Annotated in this window: 15 protein-coding genes; 8 read left to right on the top strand and 7 right to left on the bottom strand. The window is 72.0% G+C overall.

Going from position 1 to position 16,006, the window contains the following annotated elements; translation table 11 throughout:
* Positions 1–31 precede the first annotated feature (31 nt).
* Complete coding sequence (aceB, locus tag ACGFI1_RS03650; RefSeq protein WP_301174347.1) at positions 32–1,639, bottom strand: malate synthase A; 1,608 nt, start codon at positions 1,637–1,639, stop codon at positions 32–34.
* A 221-nt stretch (positions 1,640–1,860) separates the two neighbouring features.
* Here aceB and hflX point away from each other — a divergent pair, with 221 nt between their 5' ends.
* The 6 genes from hflX (at position 1,861) to holA (ending at position 10,457) form a co-directional block, all read left to right on the top strand.
* Positions 1,861–3,303 carry a GTPase HflX gene (gene hflX / locus ACGFI1_RS03645; protein ID WP_386867039.1) on the top strand — a complete coding sequence of 481 codons (1,443 nt, stop codon included), beginning with the start codon at positions 1,861–1,863 and terminating at the stop codon, positions 3,301–3,303.
* 442 nt (positions 3,304–3,745) lie between these two features.
* Positions 3,746–4,960, top strand: coding sequence for an imidazolonepropionase (gene hutI, locus ACGFI1_RS03640; protein WP_138639187.1), 1,215 nt, complete (start codon positions 3,746–3,748; stop codon positions 4,958–4,960).
* Positions 4,961–4,975: 15 nt separating this feature from the next.
* A complete protein-coding gene (locus tag ACGFI1_RS03635) occupies positions 4,976–5,827 on the top strand; it encodes a DegV family protein (RefSeq protein ID WP_392782567.1) in 852 nt (283 codons plus the stop codon).
* A gap of 76 nt (positions 5,828–5,903) precedes the next feature.
* The gene (locus ACGFI1_RS03630) at positions 5,904–6,563 is read left to right on the top strand and encodes a helix-hairpin-helix domain-containing protein (RefSeq protein ID WP_392782563.1); all 660 of its coding nucleotides are present in this window, start codon (positions 5,904–5,906) and stop codon (positions 6,561–6,563) included.
* A 413-nt stretch (positions 6,564–6,976) separates the two neighbouring features.
* Positions 6,977–9,067: a DNA internalization-related competence protein ComEC/Rec2 gene (locus tag ACGFI1_RS03625; RefSeq protein WP_392782561.1), complete on the top strand. Its 2,091-nt coding sequence runs from the start codon at positions 6,977–6,979 to the stop codon at positions 9,065–9,067.
* Between the two features lie 436 nt (positions 9,068–9,503).
* A complete protein-coding gene (gene holA, locus ACGFI1_RS03620) occupies positions 9,504–10,457 on the top strand; it encodes a DNA polymerase III subunit delta (protein WP_386867029.1) in 954 nt (317 codons plus the stop codon).
* A gap of 152 nt (positions 10,458–10,609) precedes the next feature.
* Here holA and ACGFI1_RS03615 read toward each other — a convergent pair whose 3' ends face one another.
* From ACGFI1_RS03615 to ACGFI1_RS03605, 3 genes are read right to left on the bottom strand one after another with little or no spacing between them, the layout of a single operon-like run.
* Positions 10,610–11,026, bottom strand: coding sequence for an SRPBCC family protein (locus ACGFI1_RS03615; protein ID WP_392782558.1), 417 nt, complete (start codon positions 11,024–11,026; stop codon positions 10,610–10,612).
* Positions 10,966–11,397, bottom strand: coding sequence for a substrate-binding domain-containing protein (locus ACGFI1_RS03610; RefSeq protein WP_392782555.1), 432 nt, complete (start codon positions 11,395–11,397; stop codon positions 10,966–10,968). Before ACGFI1_RS03610 ends, ACGFI1_RS03615 begins: the two co-directional genes overlap by 61 nt.
* Positions 11,398–11,406: 9 nt before the next feature.
* Positions 11,407–11,880: a LysR family transcriptional regulator gene (locus ACGFI1_RS03605; protein ID WP_392782552.1), complete on the bottom strand. Its 474-nt coding sequence runs from the start codon at positions 11,878–11,880 to the stop codon at positions 11,407–11,409.
* A 70-nt stretch (positions 11,881–11,950) separates the two neighbouring features.
* On the opposite strand from ACGFI1_RS03605, the gene ACGFI1_RS03600 reads away from it, so the two are divergent.
* Positions 11,951–12,478 carry a hypothetical protein gene (locus ACGFI1_RS03600; protein WP_392782549.1) on the top strand — a complete coding sequence of 176 codons (528 nt, stop codon included), beginning with the start codon at positions 11,951–11,953 and terminating at the stop codon, positions 12,476–12,478.
* Here ACGFI1_RS03600 and ACGFI1_RS03595 read toward each other — a convergent pair.
* A complete protein-coding gene (locus tag ACGFI1_RS03595) occupies positions 12,420–12,956 on the bottom strand; it encodes an RNA 2'-phosphotransferase (protein ID WP_392782547.1) in 537 nt (178 codons plus the stop codon). The two genes, ACGFI1_RS03600 and ACGFI1_RS03595, sit on opposite strands and share 59 nt — an antisense overlap.
* Positions 12,957–13,014: 58 nt before the next feature.
* Positions 13,015–13,284 (bottom strand): 30S ribosomal protein S20, encoded by a 270-nt coding sequence (gene rpsT, locus ACGFI1_RS03590; RefSeq protein WP_138640289.1) that lies wholly within the window; start codon positions 13,282–13,284, stop codon positions 13,015–13,017.
* A 204-nt stretch (positions 13,285–13,488) separates the two neighbouring features.
* Between rpsT and lepA the strand changes: the two genes are divergently transcribed.
* Positions 13,489–15,369, top strand: coding sequence for a translation elongation factor 4 (gene lepA / locus ACGFI1_RS03585; RefSeq protein ID WP_138640288.1), 1,881 nt, complete (start codon positions 13,489–13,491; stop codon positions 15,367–15,369).
* 39 nt (positions 15,370–15,408) lie between these two features.
* Here the strand turns inward: lepA and ACGFI1_RS03580 are convergent, their stop codons facing one another.
* Positions 15,409–15,969 (bottom strand): DUF4870 domain-containing protein, encoded by a 561-nt coding sequence (locus ACGFI1_RS03580; protein WP_392742437.1) that lies wholly within the window; start codon positions 15,967–15,969, stop codon positions 15,409–15,411.
* Positions 15,970–16,006 lie beyond the last annotated feature (37 nt).

The following is a 16,006-nucleotide window of genomic DNA, read 5'->3' as shown; positions in this document are numbered from 1 at the left end:
CCGCCCGGCTCTCCGCACGCGCCGCCCGGGGTTACGGGAAGCGCTGGTAGGCCGGCGTGGTCAGGAACTCGGAGTACTCGTCCGCCAGGGTGACCTCCTTGAACAGGGCCACCGCCTGGTTGTAGCGGGGCTCGTTGTACGCCTGCCCCAGCTCCGTGCGGATCTTGTCGAGCTCCTCGTCCAGGAGCTGCTCGACCCACTCCTTGGTGATCTTCCGGCCCTCGGCGGTGGAGACGCCGTTGTAGATCCACTGCCACACCTGGGAGCGGGAGATCTCGGCGGTGGCCGCGTCCTCCATCAGGTTGTGGATGGCGACGGCGCCGGCGCCGTCCAGCCAGGTGGCGAGGTAGCGCAGCGCCACGTCGATGTTGTTGCGCAGGCCGGCCTCGGTGATCTCGCCGGGGGTGTCCTTGACGTTGAGCAGGTCGGCGGCGGTGACGCCGACGTCCTCGCGGAGCCGGTCCCGCTGGTTCGGCTTGTCGCCGAGGACGCCGTCGAACACCTCGCGGCAGACGGGGACGAGGTCGGGGTGCGCGACCCAGGAGCCGTCGAAGCCGTCGCCGGACTCGCGGGCCTTGTCGGCGCGGACCTTCTCCAGCGCGACCTTGTTGACCGCCTCGTCCCGGCGGGACGGGATGAACGCCGCCATGCCGCCGATCGCGTGCGCGCCGCGCTTGTGGCACGTCCGGACGAGCAGCTCGGTGTAGGCGCGCATGAACGGCGCCGTCATCGTGATCGCGTTGCGCTCGGGGAGGATGAACTCCGTGCCCCGGTCCCGGAACTTCTTGATCACCGAGAACAGGTAGTCCCAGCGGCCGGCGTTCAGGCCCGCGGAGTGGTCGCGCAGCTCGTAGAGGATCTCCTCCATCTCGAACGCGGCCGGGATCGTCTCGATCAGGACCGTCGCGCGGATGGTGCCGCGCGGGACGTCCAGGTGGTCCTGCGCGAGGTTGAAGGCGTCGTTCCAGAGCCGCGCCTCGAGGTGGCTCTCCATCTTGGGCAGGTAGTAGTACGGCCCCTTGCCCTTGGCCAGCTGGCGCCGCGCCGAGTGAAAGAAGTAGAGGCCGAAGTCGAACAGCGACCCGGACATGGGCTCGCCGTCGACGAGGAGGTGCTTCTCCTCCATGTGCCACCCGCGCGGCCGGACGACGATGGTCGCGAGCTCCTCGTCGGCCTTGAGCGCGTAGCTCTTGCCGGACTTGGCGTCGGTGAAGTCGATGGTGCGGTCGAGGGCGTCCCGCAGGTTGAGCTGGCCCTCGATCATGTTGTCCCACAGCGGGGTGTTGGCGTCCTCGAAGTCGGCCAGCCACACCTTCGCGCCGGAGTTGAGCGCGTTGATCGTCATCTTCCGGTCGGTGGGGCCGGTGATCTCGACACGGCGGTCCACCAGGCCGGGCGCGGGCTCGGCGACGCGCCAGGAGTCGTCGTCGCGGACGTTCGCGGTCTCGGGCAGGAAGTCGAGCGTCCCGCCCGCCGACAGCTTGCGCTGCCGCTCCGCGCGGGCCTCGAGCAGCTCCTTGCGGCGGGCGCCGAGGGCGCGCTGCAGGGCGGCGAGAAGGCCGAGCGCCTCGGGGGTCAGGATCTCCTCGTAGCGGTCGCCGAGAGGTCCGGTGACCTCGACGCCTTCCAGTGCGGCCATCTGCCTCGCCCTTTCGTATAGCGAAATTTGACTTCTGTTATGTGGAGAACCGTACTCGGCGGTGCGAGGTGCGGTCAAAGCGGGTATCCCTTGCGAGACCTCCCCGCGCGCGCTTGCGTCAACCCACGGGGAAACTGGGGATAAGCAGGTGACCTCCGGGACGGTGCGTGAGACGATCGCCGGGAAGATACGGCCGCGAGGCGGCGTTCTACCGAGGACATATGACTGAACCTTTCTCTGCAGACCAGACCCAGACCCAGATCCAGGACGACGTCGAGTACGAGCCCCTGACGGGCGAACTCGACCTGGAGGACCGCCGCGCACTGCGCCGCGTCGCGGGCCTGTCCACCGAGCTGACCGACGTCACCGAGGTCGAGTACCGCGCCCTGCGGCTGGAGCGGGTCGTCCTCGTGGGCGTCTGGACGGACGGCACGGCCGCCGAGGCCGAGAACTCGCTGCGCGAACTGGCGCTGCTCGCCGAGACGGCGGGCTCCCAGGTGCTCGAAGGGCTCGTGCAGCGCCGGTCCCGCCCCGACGCGGCCACCTACATCGGCTCCGGCAAGGCCGCGGAGCTGCGCGACATCGTGATCTCCACCGGCGCCGACACCGTCATCTGCGACGGCGAGCTGGCCCCGAGCCAGCTGCGGCACCTGGAGGAGACCGTCCAGGTCAAGGTCATCGACCGGACCGCGCTGATCCTGGACATCTTCGCCCAGCACGCCAAGAGCCGCGAGGGCAAGGCGCAGGTCGAGCTCGCGCAGCTCAACTACCTGCTGCCGCGGCTGCGCGGCTGGGGCGGCAACCTGTCCCGGCAGGTCGGCGGGCGCGCCGCGGGCGGCATCGGCATCGGCGGCCGCGGCCCCGGTGAGACCAAGATCGAGCTGGACCGGCGGCGGATCCGCACCCGGATGGCCAAGCTGCGCCGGCAGATCGCCGAGATGGGCAAGGCGCGCGACACCAAGCGCGGCGAGCGGCGCCGCCACCAGGTGCCCGCCGTCGCCATCGCCGGCTACACCAACGCCGGCAAGTCGTCGCTGCTCAACCGGCTCACCGGCGCCGGGGTGCTGGTGGAGGACGCGCTGTTCGCCACCCTCGACCCGACCGTCCGGCGGGCCGAGACGCCCGGCGGCCGCGCCTACACCCTCGCCGACACCGTCGGGTTCGTCCGGCACCTGCCGCACCAGCTGGTGGAGGCGTTCCGGTCGACGCTGGAGGAGGTCACCGACGCCGGGCTTATCCTGCACGTCGTGGACGGCTCCGACGCCGACCCCGAGGCGCAGATCGACGCCGTCCGCGAGGTGCTGCGGGAGATCGGCGCCGACGCGATCCCCGAGATCATCGTGATCAACAAGGCGGACGCGGCCGACGACCTGGCCATCGCGCGGCTGCGGCGCCGCGAGCCGCACAGCGTCGTCGTGTCCGCCCGCACCGGGTTCGGCATCGAGGAGCTGCGCGCGGCCATCGAGGCCGACCTCCCGGGGCTGGAGAGCGAGCTCCACGTCCTCGTGCCGTACGAGCGCGGCGACCTCGTCGCGCAGGTGCACGAGCGCGGTGAGGTGCTCAAGCTGGAGCACATCGCCGAAGGCACCGTCCTGCACGCCAGGGTGCCCGCCGGTCTCGCCGGGGAGCTCTCCCGGTACGAGACCGTGGCCCCGACGGCCTGACCCTCGACCCACCGGGCCCCAGCACGGGCCCGGTGGGTTTCGGCTGCTCATAGACCGGCTTCGAGCCCGTCCGGAACCAGCGGAAGCACCGTTCGCGTCGCCGTACGGTGACAGCTTGTCCAATCCGCTTGACGGTTCGGTTGAAATCCGTACGGTCTTTAGCACTAGGGGCGGGGTGATGGCTGTCGATGCGCTACGACGAAAGGTTGTCGGACGGGCCTTCGGTGCACTACCGTGACGAAACCGATATCTCCGGTCTCGTTGCCAGCGGTGGTCGCCCGGCCACCCGACCCTCCATTGGTGAGTCGCCGGCACCCTGCCGGTGTTTCGGATCGAGAGCAGGTGGCCATGGCAGGTCCGAACACTGGAACGAGGGCGAGCGGCCCGCTCCAGCGCCAACCCGCGCGGCTGCGCGCACGGCTCGATCCAGGTCGGTGACGCCATGACCGTACGGCTGTTGACGAACATCGGCAGGCTCTGGACGGGCACCGACGTCTGCAGCAACGCCGCGGTCCTCATCCACGACGACCGCATCGTCTGGGCCGGGCCCGCCTCCGACCTCCCGCAGAGCGTCCCCGGCATCATCGACGACATCGTCGACGTCGACCACGTCGAGAACCTCGGCGGCGGCCTCGTCACCCCCGGCCTCATCGACGCGCACTCCCACCCCGTCTACGCGGGCAACCGGTGGGCCGAACTCGCCATGCGCACCAGCGGGTCGTCGCACTCCGCCATCACCGCGGCGGGCGGCGGCGTCAACTCCACCGTCACCGTCACCCGGGGCACCGACCCCTGGACGCTCTGCAACGGCGTCCGCGAACGGCTCCGCCAGTGGATCCTCGCCGGCACCACCACCGTCGAGGCCAAGACCGGCTACCACCTCACCCGCGACGGCGAACTCGCCGACATCCGGATGCTGCGGTCGCTGGAGGGCGAGCCGTCCATGCCGCGCATCCACGCGACGTTCCTCGCCGCGCACATCCTGCCGCCCGAGTTCTTCGGCCGCCGCCGCGACTACATCGAGGCCGTCCGGCTGTGGGCCGGCGACGCCGCCGTGGCCGGCGCCGACTCGATCGACGTCTACTGCGACGAGGGCCACTTCACCGCCGAGGAGGCCCGCGCCCTGCTGCTCACCGGCAAGCGCGCCGGGCTGAAGGCCCGCATGCACGCCTGCGCCAACGAGCGCGTCGGCGCCGCGCAGGTCGCCGCCGAGGTCGGCTGCGCGTCCGCCGACCTGCTCACCCAGGCCAACGACGACGACATCAAGGCCCTCGCCCACGCCGGCGTCACCGCCACCGTCTGCCCCGGCAGCTCCCTCAACAGCAGCCGCGCGCCCGCGCCCGTCCGGCAGATGCTCGACCGCGGCGTCACCGTCGCCCTCGGCACCGACCACAACCCCGGCCAGTGCGGCATCACCTCGATGCCGCTCGTCATCGGCCTGTCGGTCGCCATGTTCGGGCTGAGCGTGACCGAGGCCCTGCGCGCCGCCACCCTCGGCGGAGCCGCCGCCCTGCGCGTCGGCGACCGCGGCTCCCTCGCGCCCGGCATGCTCGCCGACATCGTCCTGTGGGACGCCGACCACGAGGGCGCGTTCGCGTGGGCGTTCGGCCTGCGCGCCCTGCGCATCTGGCGCGGCGGCGTCCCCGTCCAGCCCTGACGCGCCGCCCGCTCAGTGCCATCACCCAGCGCGGTCGCGGTCGTCACCGACTCCACCGCCTACCTCCCGCCCGGCCTCGCCGAACGGCACGGGCTGATCGTCGTCCCGCTCCAGATCGCCGTCGGCGGCACCACCCGCGACGAGGGCGACATGAGCACCGCCGAAGCCGCGCGGGCGCTGAAGGAATGGCACCCCGTCACCACGTCGCGCCCGGCCCCGGAACGCTTCGCCCGCGCCTACGAGACCGCCGCCTCCTCCGGAGCCCGCCACATCGTCTCCGTGCACCTGTCGTCCGCCCTCTCCGGGACGGTGGAGGCCGCCCGCCTCGCGGCCCGCGACGCCCCCGTGCCCGTGACCGTCATCGACAGCGCCACCATCGGCCTCGGCCTCGGCTTCGCCGCCCTCTCCGCGGCGTCTGAGGCCCTGTCGGGCGGCACCGCCGAATCCGCCGCGTCCGCCGCCGTCCGCCGGGCCGGACTCACCCGCTCCCTTATCTACGTCGACACCCTCGAACACCTGCGGCGCGGCGGCCGCATCGGCGCCGCCGCCAACCTCCTCGGCTCCGCGCTCATGGTGAAGCCCCTCCTGGACATCGCCGATGGACGCATAGCGCCGCTTGAGAAGGTCCGCACGTCCTCGCGCGCGCTTGCCCGGCTCGAAGAACTCGCCGTCGCCGAGGCAGGTGACCGCAGGGTCGACCTGGGCATCCAGCATCTCGCCGCCTCGTCGCGGGCCGAGGCCCTGGCCGCCCGCCTCCGCGAACGCATCCCGCACGTCGAGGACGTCTACGTCGGCGAAGTGGGCCCGGTCATCGGCGCCCACGTCGGCCCTGGCATGCTGGGCGTGGTCGTGGCGCCCCAACTCTGACGCCGGTCGCCGAGAGTTATCCACAATCACCGAACCGGCCGCGGCCGCCGCCCGGCCGTCCTTAGCGTCGGCTGCCATGAGCCCCGACGCGCACGCCCGCCTGCACGCCCTCATGGGCAAGGTGAAACCGCCCGACACACCGCCACCCCGCGCGACCCCCGAACGCTCCCACGTCCGGACGCTCGTCATCATCGGCGTGATCGCGGCCCTGGTCGCGGCCGGCTACCTGTGGCTGGCACGCCCGCGCCCCGAAGAACCCGCCGCCCCGGTAGCGGCCGCCACACTCACGCGCCCCACCGTCTCGGCCAGCCCGGCAGCGGCCTCCTCGGTGGTCGTCCACGTCCTCGGCAAGGTCAAACGCCCCGGCGTGATCACGCTGCCGTCCGGTTCCCGCGTCGCCGAGGCCATCAAGGCCGCCGGCGGCGTCCGCCCCGGCGCCAAGACCGGCACGCTCAACCTCGCCCGCAAACTCGTGGACGGCGAACAGATCCCGGTAGGCGTACCCCGACCACCGCAGTCGGCCGCGTCCCCCGCAGCGTCCGGTGCGCCGCTCGACCTGAACACCGCCACCGCCGACCAACTCGACGACCTCCCCGGCGTCGGCCCCGTCCTCGCCCAGCGCATCGTCGCCTACCGCACCGAACACGGCGGCTTCCGCTCCGTCGAGCAACTCCAGGAGGTCAGCGGCATAGGCGCCCGCCGCTTCGCCGACCTGAAACCCATGGTCCGCGCATGATCCGCGACATCAGACTCCTGGCCCCCGCCCTGGCCACCTGGCTGACTGCCGCCACGACCCTCTCCCTCCCCCCACCCGTGACCTACACCCTGGCCGCCACAGCGGCCCTGACATCCCTCTACCTATTGACCCGCCGCAAACCCCGCACCCCCCAACCCCGCCCCACCCCCCAAGCCGCTCCGAACCACCCCAAAACGAGCACCCGCAGAACACCCAACGCCGCCCCGCAGGCCGCAGCACGCACCGGCGGGACGCGCAGTGCCGACGCGGAGGTCCTGGAGGGCAGTGGCGGGATGCGCGGCGTTCGTCCTACCGCCGCAGTACGCGGCGGCGGGGCGGTCGGGGGGCGTGCTGACGCCGCGGCGAACGGTCGATCGAGGGCGGCGGGCGGGTGGCGGGTCATTGTCGGGGTCGTGCTGGCGTGTGCGGCGGCGTCGGCGTGCGGGGTGGCGCTTCGGACGACCGCCGTCACCACCGGGCCCGTGCGCGACCTTGCCCGTGCGGGACGGTTCGCGGTGGCCGAGGCGGTGGTCACCGCAGACCCGCAGGCCAAGCCGGGCCACGGCCGGCAGATGGTCATCATCCGGGCGCGGGCCGAGGCCGTGGCGCGCACGAAGGTCCGTGTTCCGGTGCTGCTCATCGCGGGTGATCCCGGCTGGCTGCGCCTCGTCCCCAGCCAGCGGGTGCGGCTGCGCGGCCGGTTCGCGCCGCCCGACCGGACGGGCCTGCTGGCGGCGGTCGTGATCGTCCGGGGGCCGCCGTCCGTCCTCGGGCCGCCGTCCGCGCCGCAGCGCGCCGCCGAGCACGTGCGGGCCCGCCTGCGGGCCGCAGTCGACCGGCTGCCGCCCGACCGGCGCGGCGTGCTGCCCGGCATGGTCGTCGGCGACACCTCCCGCCTCGACCCCGCACTGGCCGAGGAGTTCCGCACCGCCGGGCTCACCCACCTCCTGGTGGTCTCCGGCGCGAACCTGGCGATCGTCACCGGGGCGGTCCTCGGGCTGTGCCGCCTCGTCGGCCTCGGCCGCCGCCGGGCCCCGCCCGTGGCCGTCCTCGCGGTGCTGGCGTTCGTGGTCGTCGCGCGGCCGGAGCCGAGCGTCCTGCGGGCGGCGCTCATGGGCGTGATCGGCCTTCTGGCGCTGCTCACCGGCCGGGAGCGTCACGGGCTCCCCGCGCTGGCGGCGGCCGTCCTCCTCCTCGTCCTGATCGACCCCGAACTCGCGCGCTCGTACGGCTTCGCGCTGTCGGTCCTCGCGACGGCCGGGCTGCTGGTCCTGGCGCCGTCCTGGCGGGAGCGGCTCGCCCACCGGCTGCCCGGCCCCGTCGCCGACGCCCTCGCGGTCACGGCCGCCGCCGAGGTCGCGGTGGCGCCGGTCCTGGTCATGCTCTCGGGCGAGGTGGGCGTCGTCTCCGTCGCCGCGAACCTCCTCGCGGCCCCCGCCGTCGCCCCCGCCACCCTCCTCGGCGCGCTCGCGGCAGTGACCGCGCCCGCCTCGGTGCCCCTCGCCCAGCTGATCGTGTGGCCCGCGGGCCTGGCCGTCGGCTGGATCATCTGGGTCGCCCGCACCGCCGCAGCGCTCCCGTATGCGACCATCCCCTGGACCGGGGGCGGCCTCGGCGCCCTGGCCTTACTGGCGGCGGCCGCGGTGGCCATCCTGATCTTGCGCAGCCGCCGGCTGCGCCTGCTCGCCGCGGCGGTGCTGATCGGCGTCCTGATCGCGGTCGTCGCCATGCGCGTCCTCGCCCCCGGCTGGCCGCCGCCCGGCTGGCAGATGGTCGCCTGCGACGTGGGCCAAGGGGACGCCCTGGTCCTCTCCGCCGGTCCGGGCCAGGCCGTCATCGTGGACGCCGGCCCCGAGCCCGCCCCCGTCGACCGCTGCCTGCGGCGCCTCGGCATCAAGGACGTCCCGCTCGTGATCCTGACCCACCCGCACGCCGACCACATCGACGGCATGCCAGGCGTCCGTCACGGGCGCAGGGTCCACGAGGTGCTGACAACGCCCCTCAGCCCAGGCCGCGAAGCGCGCTACACGACCGGCCTCACCACCCGTCACGCCGAACCAGGACAGCAATGGCGTGTGGGCGACCTGACACTCTCGGTCCTGGCCCCGTTCAGCGCCGCCCACACCCTTTCCCCGAAGGACGACGGCACTTTGATCAACAACGCCAGCGTCGTCCTCGTCGCTCGAAGACCTGGCTTCAGCGCCCTCTTGGCCGGCGACATCGAAGCGGACGCGCAACGCGTCCTGGCGACCAGCGTCCCCCGCGTCCAGGTCCTGAAGGTGCCGCACCACGGCTCCCGAAGCCAGGACCCCGGCTTCCTGGCCGCCGCCCACGCGTCCATCGCCCTGATCTCGGTCGGCGAGCACAACGACTACGGCCACCCGTCCGCAGCGACCCTCGGCCTCCTCCACCGCCTCCACACCCAGATCCACCGCACCGACCAGGAAGGAGACATAGCCATAGTCCGCACCAACGCCACCGTCACAGCCGTCCCCCGCGACTGACCGGGCCGCCCCAAAGCTCATGGCCAGACCGCCGCACTGAAACGCCAGCCCTGCCAGGGAGAGTCGGCCCAACCAACGCCACTGTCACAGCCGTCCGCTCGCAACTGACCGGGCCCGCCCCAAAGCTCATGGCCAGCCCGCAGCCCTAAAGACCAGCCCTGCCGGGGAGGGGTGACCCAACCAACGCCACCGTCACAGCCGTCCCTCGCAACTGACCGGGCCCGCGCAGAGCTCATGGCCGCCGCACTGAAGGGCCAGCCCTGCCGGTGAGGGGCGGCTCACGCTGGCGGTCTTGATAACAGGGCGAGCGGTCAGGCGTCGTATGCCGTGCGGGGGTACTGCGGTGGGCGTTGGGGTGCGCACCCGGGGGCCAGGAGGTTGAGCGGTGGAGGGTTGGGCGGCGCGGGAGGGGGTGGGGGCGTGGCATGCTGGCGGGGTGTCGGTTGAGCCCATTGTTCTGATCGTCGGGGACGAAGAGCTGCTCGTGGAGCGGGCGATCGGGGATGTCGTCGCGTCCGTGCGCGCGGACGATCCGGATGTGGAGGTCATCGATCTCGCGCCGGGGGGGCTGGAGCCCGGGCGGATCTCGGAACTGACGTCGCCGTCGCTGTTCGGGGGCGGGAAGGTCCTGGTGATCCGGTCGGCGCAGGACTTGGGCAAGGACCTCACGGCCGAGGTGCTGAAGTACGCCAAGAACCCGGCGGACGAGGTCGTGCTCGTGGCCGTCCACCCCGGCGGGGCCAAGGGCAAGGCGCTGGTGGACGGGCTCACCAAGCTCAAGGCGCGCAAGGTGTCGTGCCCGAAGGTCGCCAAGGTCGGGGAGCGGGTCGACTTCGTCAGGGCGGAGATCCGCCGGGCGGGCGGGAAGATCTCGGCGGACGGCGCGCGCGGGCTGATCGACGCGGTGGGGAACGATCTGCGCGAGCTGGCGGCGGCGTGCAGCCAGCTGGTGGCCGACACCGGGGGGAAGATCGACGACGCGGCCGTCGCCCGCTACTACCGGGGGCGCGCCGAGGTCAGCGGGTTCACGGTGGCGGACAAGGCCATCGAGGGGCAGCTCGCCGAGGCGCTGGAGCAGCTCCGGTGGGCGCTCGCCACCGGGGTGGCGCCGGTGCTGATCGTCAGCGCGCTCGCCCAGGGGGTGCGGGGCCTCGCGAAGGTCGGCGGGGCGCCGCGCGGAGCGCGGGGCGCGGCGCTCGCCAAGGAGCTGGGCATGCCGCCGTGGAAGATCGACCGGGTGCAGCGGCAGCTGCGCGGCTGGTCCGGGGACGGCGTCGCGCGGGCGCTCGCGGCGGTGGCCGCCGCGGACGAGCAGGTCAAGGGCGGTGCGGCCGATCCCGCGTACGCCCTGGAGAAGACCGTCGCCCAGATCGTCGCCGCCCGCGGCTGACCCAAGGCACGCCGCCCGGCTCACGAGGTGTGCCTGTCCTGCTCGTGGTCGGTCTGTGGCTGTTCGCGAGGTGCGGTGCCCGGCTGACGGGGCGTGCGCGTCCCGCCCCATGGCCGGCATACGGCTGTGCTTCTGAGGTGCGGTGGGCGGTATTAGGGGGTTTCGGCTTTTGTCTTTAGGCCGTTCGCTTCCATTGTTACGTAGCGGCGGGTCAGGCGGCCTGTTAGGAGGGCGAAGAGGGGGGCCAGGGGGCCCTTTTGGTCGAGGGTGAGGCGGACGGTGACGCCGTCCGGGGTCGGGGTGATGTCGTGGACGGCGGTGGTGGTGACGCCGGGGGAGCGGGACTCCCAGGTGAAGGTCTTGTTCTCGGTGAAGGCGGTGACGGTCCAGACGGCGGCGGGGATCTTCGGCTGGTGGACGCGGGCCCGGCTGGACAGGGCGAAGGGCTTGTCGAGGATCTCGACGCGGTCGATCGACGCGGTCATCTCGGGCCAGCGCTCGACGTCCTTCAGGAGGTTCCAGACGGTCTCGGGGGTGGCGGCGATGTCGACGGAGATCTCGAAATGCACGGCGTGCTCCTCACGGCGGTGCGGACGGTGGCCAGCAGGTCGGTGACCAAGGGGTCGTCGGCGCGGTCCGGCAGGTGCAGAGCGTAGTAGGGGACCGCGGGCAGGTCGATGATCTCGCGGGAGGCGAGGCCGGGCGGCGGGGGGACGCAGCCGTTCACCACGGCGAGGCCGATGCGCAGCGACACGAAGTGCAGCATGAGCGGCCAGCCCTCGGCTTCGACGGCGAGCGTCCACGGGACCTCGGCGGCGCGCAGCGCGCGTTCGAGAGTGATCCGGTGCGGGCCGGACGGGGGCGGGACGGTGAGGTCGGTGCCCGCGAGGTCGGCGAGGGTGAGGCGTTCCCGCACGGCGAGCGGGTGGTCGTCCGGCATGACCAGGGTCTAGGAGGCCAGGAGTTCGGTCCGCACGTCGGTCGGGAGGACGTCCAGGACGGCGACGCCCACGTCGGCGCGGCCGGTGCGGACGGCGGTGAGGGTGCGGGCGCGGTCGCCGTTGATCAGCTGGACGCCGGGGCGGACGGCGTCGCCGAGCAGGTACAGGTAGGCGCCCTCGCCGGCGGCCAGGGTCGGGAGGCGGGTCGCGGCGGTGCCGTGGACGGTGTCCAGGAACGCCGACACGCGGGCGTCGAGGTCGCGGGCGAAGCGGGCGACCTGCTCGCCGGCGGGGGTCAGGGCGAGGCGGCGGCCGTGCCGGGTGTAGAGGGGGCGGCCAAGGCTCTCGGACAGTTTCCGCACCTTGACGTGGAGGGCGGGCTGGGAGATGTGGAGTTCGTCGGCGGCGCGGGTGAAATTGAGGTGGTCGGCGAAGACCGCGAAGGAGGCGAGCGCGTCCGTGGAGAGGCGGCTCAGATCCATAGCCGTGAACTATAGCCGGATGGTTCGTTAATAGTTCTGCTTTAGGGGTGGGAGTCCGAGAGTTGAGGGCATGGACATCGAACCTCGGCTCGGCATTGATTTCGGCCGGGTCGTACACGGGGGCCTGCGGGCTCCCGGCGACGACGACACCGTGTTCTTGGACGGCACTTTCGAGGACGCCATGGCGTCACCGGCGACCGAAGGCGTCTACGAGGTGCTGCCGGGACTCATCGACGCATTCGAAGGGCGCGCGTGGATCATCTCCAAGTGCGGTGAGCGCATCCAGAAACGGACGCTGGCGTGGCTCGACCGCCATGACTTCTACGCCAGGACGGGCCTGCGGAGGGAGAACGTCCGCTTCTGCCGGAAGCGGGCGGACAAGGCCGGCCACTGTGCGGAGCTCGGCATCACCCACATGATCGACGACCGGCTGGACGTGCATCGGGCCATTCGCGACCTCGTCCCCTACCGGTACCTGTTCGGGTCGGAGAAAGGCCCGGAATGGGTGCGGCTGCTGCCCGACTGGGCGGCCGCGGAGGTCATTCGCGCAGATATTCCGGCGGGACGGCCTCGGTCAACCACACGCCGTTCGCGCTGACCCGGAACTCGTGCCCGTCCGCGGCCATCCGCCCTGATTCGACGACCAGGACGACGGGCCGGCCGCGGCGGGCGCCGACGCGCCGGGCCGTTTCGCGGTCGGGGGACAGGTGCACGGCGTGCCGGCCCATCGGCAGGAGGCCGTCGCGCAGGATCGCGGCGACGGACGCGGCCACCGTGCCGTGGTAAAGGAATTCCGGCGGGGACACCGCCGGCAGTTTCAGGTCGACGGGGACGGAATGGCCCTGGACGGCCCTGATCCGGTCTCCGTCCATTTCGTAGCGCTTCTTGTCGTTGACGTTCACCACGTGTTCCAGTTCGGAACGCGTCAACGCGAAGCCGTGCCGCGCCGCGGCGGCGAGGAGTTCGGGGACGTCCGCCCAGCCTTCGGGGTCGAGCGTGAGCCCGATCCGCTCGGGGCGGTGCCGCAGGTGCTTGGCGAGATACTTCGAGATCTTCACCACGCGGCGGTCGTCCATGGGGCCCGGACATGCGTCGGGGCCGGCGCGCGGAACGGCCGGCCCCTCGCGTGCGGTCCTACTTGGCCTGCAGGGCGGCGGCCTGCTTGGCGATCGCCGACTTGCGGTTGGCGGCCTGGTTCTTGTGGATGACGCCCTTGCTGACGGCCTTGTCCAGCTTGCGCGCCGCGCTGCGCTGCGCCTCGGCGGCCGCGTCGGCGTTGCCGGCCTCGGCGGCCTCGCGGAACTTGCGGATCGCCGTCTTCAGCTCGGACTTGACGGCCTTGTTGCGCAGGCGGGCCTTCTCGTTCTGCTTGTTGCGCTTGATCTGGGACTTGATGTTAGCCACGTCGTAGTGCCTCAGCTTGGTTGCGATCCTGGCCTGCCACCGGCAGGTTCTGACGAATGTCTGGACGGGGGCGGGACGGTGCCCCCGGGGCACGACGCTACGCCACACGCAGTCGCACAGCTTACCAATCACTGGGGCCCGCCCCAAACCGGGCCGTGCACGGAGCACCGCGCCCGGCATGGGACTATGGAAGCACACATATCCATGTCCACCAGTGAGTTTTGCGAACGGACCCCGGTGCCAGCGCCCCAGCCTGACAAGACCGATCCCGCGATCATCCGCAACTTCTGCATCATCGCGCACATCGACCACGGCAAGTCGACCCTCGCGGACCGGATGCTGCAGCTGACGGGTGTCGTCGAGGACCGACAGATGCGCGCCCAGTACCTCGACCGCATGGACATCGAGCGCGAGCGCGGCATCACGATCAAGAGCCAGGCCGTCCGGCTGCCCTGGACGGCCGGCGGCGTCGACCACGTCCTCAACCTGATCGACACGCCCGGCCACGTCGACTTCTCCTACGAGGTGTCGCGGTCGCTGGCGGCGTGCGAGGGCGCGGTCCTGCTGGTGGACGCGGCGCAGGGCATCGAGGCGCAGACGCTCGCGAACCTGTACCTGGCGCTCGAGGCGGACCTGCACCTGATCCCGGTGCTGAACAAGATCGACCTGCCGGCGGCGCAGCCGGACAAGTACGCCGAGGAGCTGGCCGGGATCATCGGCTGCGAGCCGTCGGACGTGCTGCGCGTGTCGGGCAAGACCGGCGAGGGCGTCCGCGAGCTGCTCGACAAGATCGTTGCGGAGGTCCCGGCGCCGGTCGGCGACCCGGACGGGCCCGCTCGCGCGCTCATCTTCGACTCGGTGTACGACACCTACCGGGGCGTCGTCACCTATGTCCGGATCGTGGACGGGCGCCTGTCCCGCCGCGAGAAGAGCCTGATGATGTCGACCGGGGCGGCGCACGAGACGCTGGAGGTCGGCGTGATCTCCCCGGAGCCGAAGGCCGTGCAGGGCCTCGGCGTCGGCGAGGTCGGCTACCTGATCACCGGGGTGAAGGACGTCCGGCAGGCGCGGGTCGGCGACACCGTGACCGGCGCGTCCCGGCAGGCGTCCGAGGCGCTCGGCGGGTACCGCGACCCGAAGCCGATGGTGTTCTCCGGCCTGTACCCGGTGGACGGCGACCAGTACCCGGAGCTGCGCGACGCGCTCGACAAGCTGCGGCTGAACGACGCCGCGCTGGTCTACGAGCCGGAGACGTCGGCGGCGCTCGGGTTCGGGTTCCGCTGCGGGTTCCTCGGCCTCCTGCACATGGAGATCGTCCGGGAGCGGCTGGAGCGGGAGTTCAACCTCTCGCTGATCTCGACCGCGCCGAACGTCGTGTACCGGGTCGTCATGGAGGACGGGACGGAGCACACCGTCACCAACCCCAGCGAGTTCCCCGAGGGCAAGATCGGCGCCGTCTACGAGCCGGTGGTGAAGGCGACGCTGCTGTCCCCGTCCGAGCACATCGGCGCGATCATGGAGCTGTGCCAGGGCCGCCGCGGCGTGCTGCTCGGCATGGACTACCTGTCGGAGGACCGCGTCGAGATCCGCTACACGCTGCCGCTCGCCGAGATCATCTTCGACTTCTTCGACCAGCTGAAGTCGCGGACGCGCGGCTACGCCTCGCTCGACTACGAGCCCAGCGGCGAGCAGGAGTCCGACCTCGTGAAGGTCGACATCCTGCTGCAGGGCGAGTCGGTGGACGCGTTCAGCCAGATCGTCCACCGGGAGAAGTCCCGCGAGTACGGGCTGATGATGACCTCCAAGCTGAAGGAGCTCATCCCCCGGCAGCAGTACGAGGTGCCCATCCAGGCCGCGATCGGTGCCCGGATCATCGCCCGCGAGAACATCCGCGCCATCCGCAAGGACGTCCTCGCCAAGTGCTACGGCGGCGACATCTCCCGCAAGCGCAAGCTGCTGGAGAAGCAGAAGGAGGGCAAGAAGCGGATGAAGACCATCGGGCGGGTGGACGTCCCGCAGGAGGCCTTCGTCGCCGCGCTGTCCACCGGTGGTGGCGGCGGCGACGCCGACAAGGGCAAGAAGTAGGCCGCGCCCTCCTCAGGCCCGGCCGTCCTCAGGCCCGGCCTACTTCAGGATGGGCCACGCCACCACGGCGGGGACGCGGCGGAACTCGCCGCGGTTCGCGGCGCGCCCCGCGTAGACGAGGAAGAACATCACGGCGGCCGTGAACAGCAGCGGCACCCAGATGAGGACGTCGACGGCCAGGGACAGCAGGCCGAAGACGAACCACACGGCGATCGCGGCGATGCCCATGTTGAGGCCCTGCGCTGCGTGGCGCCGCACGAACGGTGACCTGGCCTTGCCGAAGTAGACGATGGCCGGTGCGATGGCGCCGACGAGGAACTGGCCCACGTACGCCATGAGCGCCCACGTCCGGTCGTCGTCGCTGCCCGGCCCCTGGCCGCCGTGCATCTGCCCCGGCATCTGGACGGTGCCTCCGCCCTGCTGGGGCTGCTGCCAGGCCGCGCTGGGCTGCTGCTGGGGCTGCTGCCCCTGCTGGGGTTGCTGCCACATGTTCCCTGGCTGCTGCCAGGGCGCCTGGGGCTGAGCCTGCTGCTGGGGCTGCTGCCAGCCCTGGCCGGGCTGCTGACCTTGGCCGGGCGACGGGGGAGGCCCGTAGGCCATGGCGGACGTCCTCTCCTTAGTTCGCTGCGCGTTCGCT

Origin of the sequence: Actinomadura geliboluensis (assembly GCF_043197915.1) — a bacterium.
In the GTDB taxonomy this organism is placed as follows: Bacteria; Actinomycetota; Actinomycetes; order Streptosporangiales; family Streptosporangiaceae; genus Spirillospora; species Spirillospora geliboluensis.
The sequence above is the reverse complement of the archived record's forward strand: the minus strand, read 5'-3'. Positions and strand labels throughout refer to the sequence as shown.

Bases quoted from the DNA above. Each gene is read 5' to 3' on its own strand.
- aceB (WP_301174347.1), bottom strand. From the start codon at position 1,639: ATGGCCGCACTGGAAGGCGTCGAGGTCACCGGACCTCTCGGCGACCGC.
- hflX (WP_386867039.1), top strand. From the start codon at position 1,861: ATGACTGAACCTTTCTCTGCAGACCAGACCCAGACCCAGATCCAGGAC.
- hutI (WP_138639187.1), top strand. From the start codon at position 3,746: ATGACCGTACGGCTGTTGACGAACATCGGCAGGCTCTGGACGGGCACC.
- ACGFI1_RS03630 (WP_392782563.1), top strand. From the start codon at position 5,904: ATGAGCCCCGACGCGCACGCCCGCCTGCACGCCCTCATGGGCAAGGTG.
- ACGFI1_RS03610 (WP_392782555.1), bottom strand. From the start codon at position 11,397: ATGCCGGACGACCACCCGCTCGCCGTGCGGGAACGCCTCACCCTCGCC.
- ACGFI1_RS03605 (WP_392782552.1), bottom strand. From the start codon at position 11,880: ATGGATCTGAGCCGCCTCTCCACGGACGCGCTCGCCTCCTTCGCGGTC.
- ACGFI1_RS03600 (WP_392782549.1), top strand. From the start codon at position 11,951: ATGGACATCGAACCTCGGCTCGGCATTGATTTCGGCCGGGTCGTACAC.
- ACGFI1_RS03595 (WP_392782547.1), bottom strand. From the start codon at position 12,956: ATGGACGACCGCCGCGTGGTGAAGATCTCGAAGTATCTCGCCAAGCAC.
- lepA (WP_138640288.1), top strand. From the start codon at position 13,489: ATGTCCACCAGTGAGTTTTGCGAACGGACCCCGGTGCCAGCGCCCCAG.
- ACGFI1_RS03580 (WP_392742437.1), bottom strand. From the start codon at position 15,969: ATGGCCTACGGGCCTCCCCCGTCGCCCGGCCAAGGTCAGCAGCCCGGC.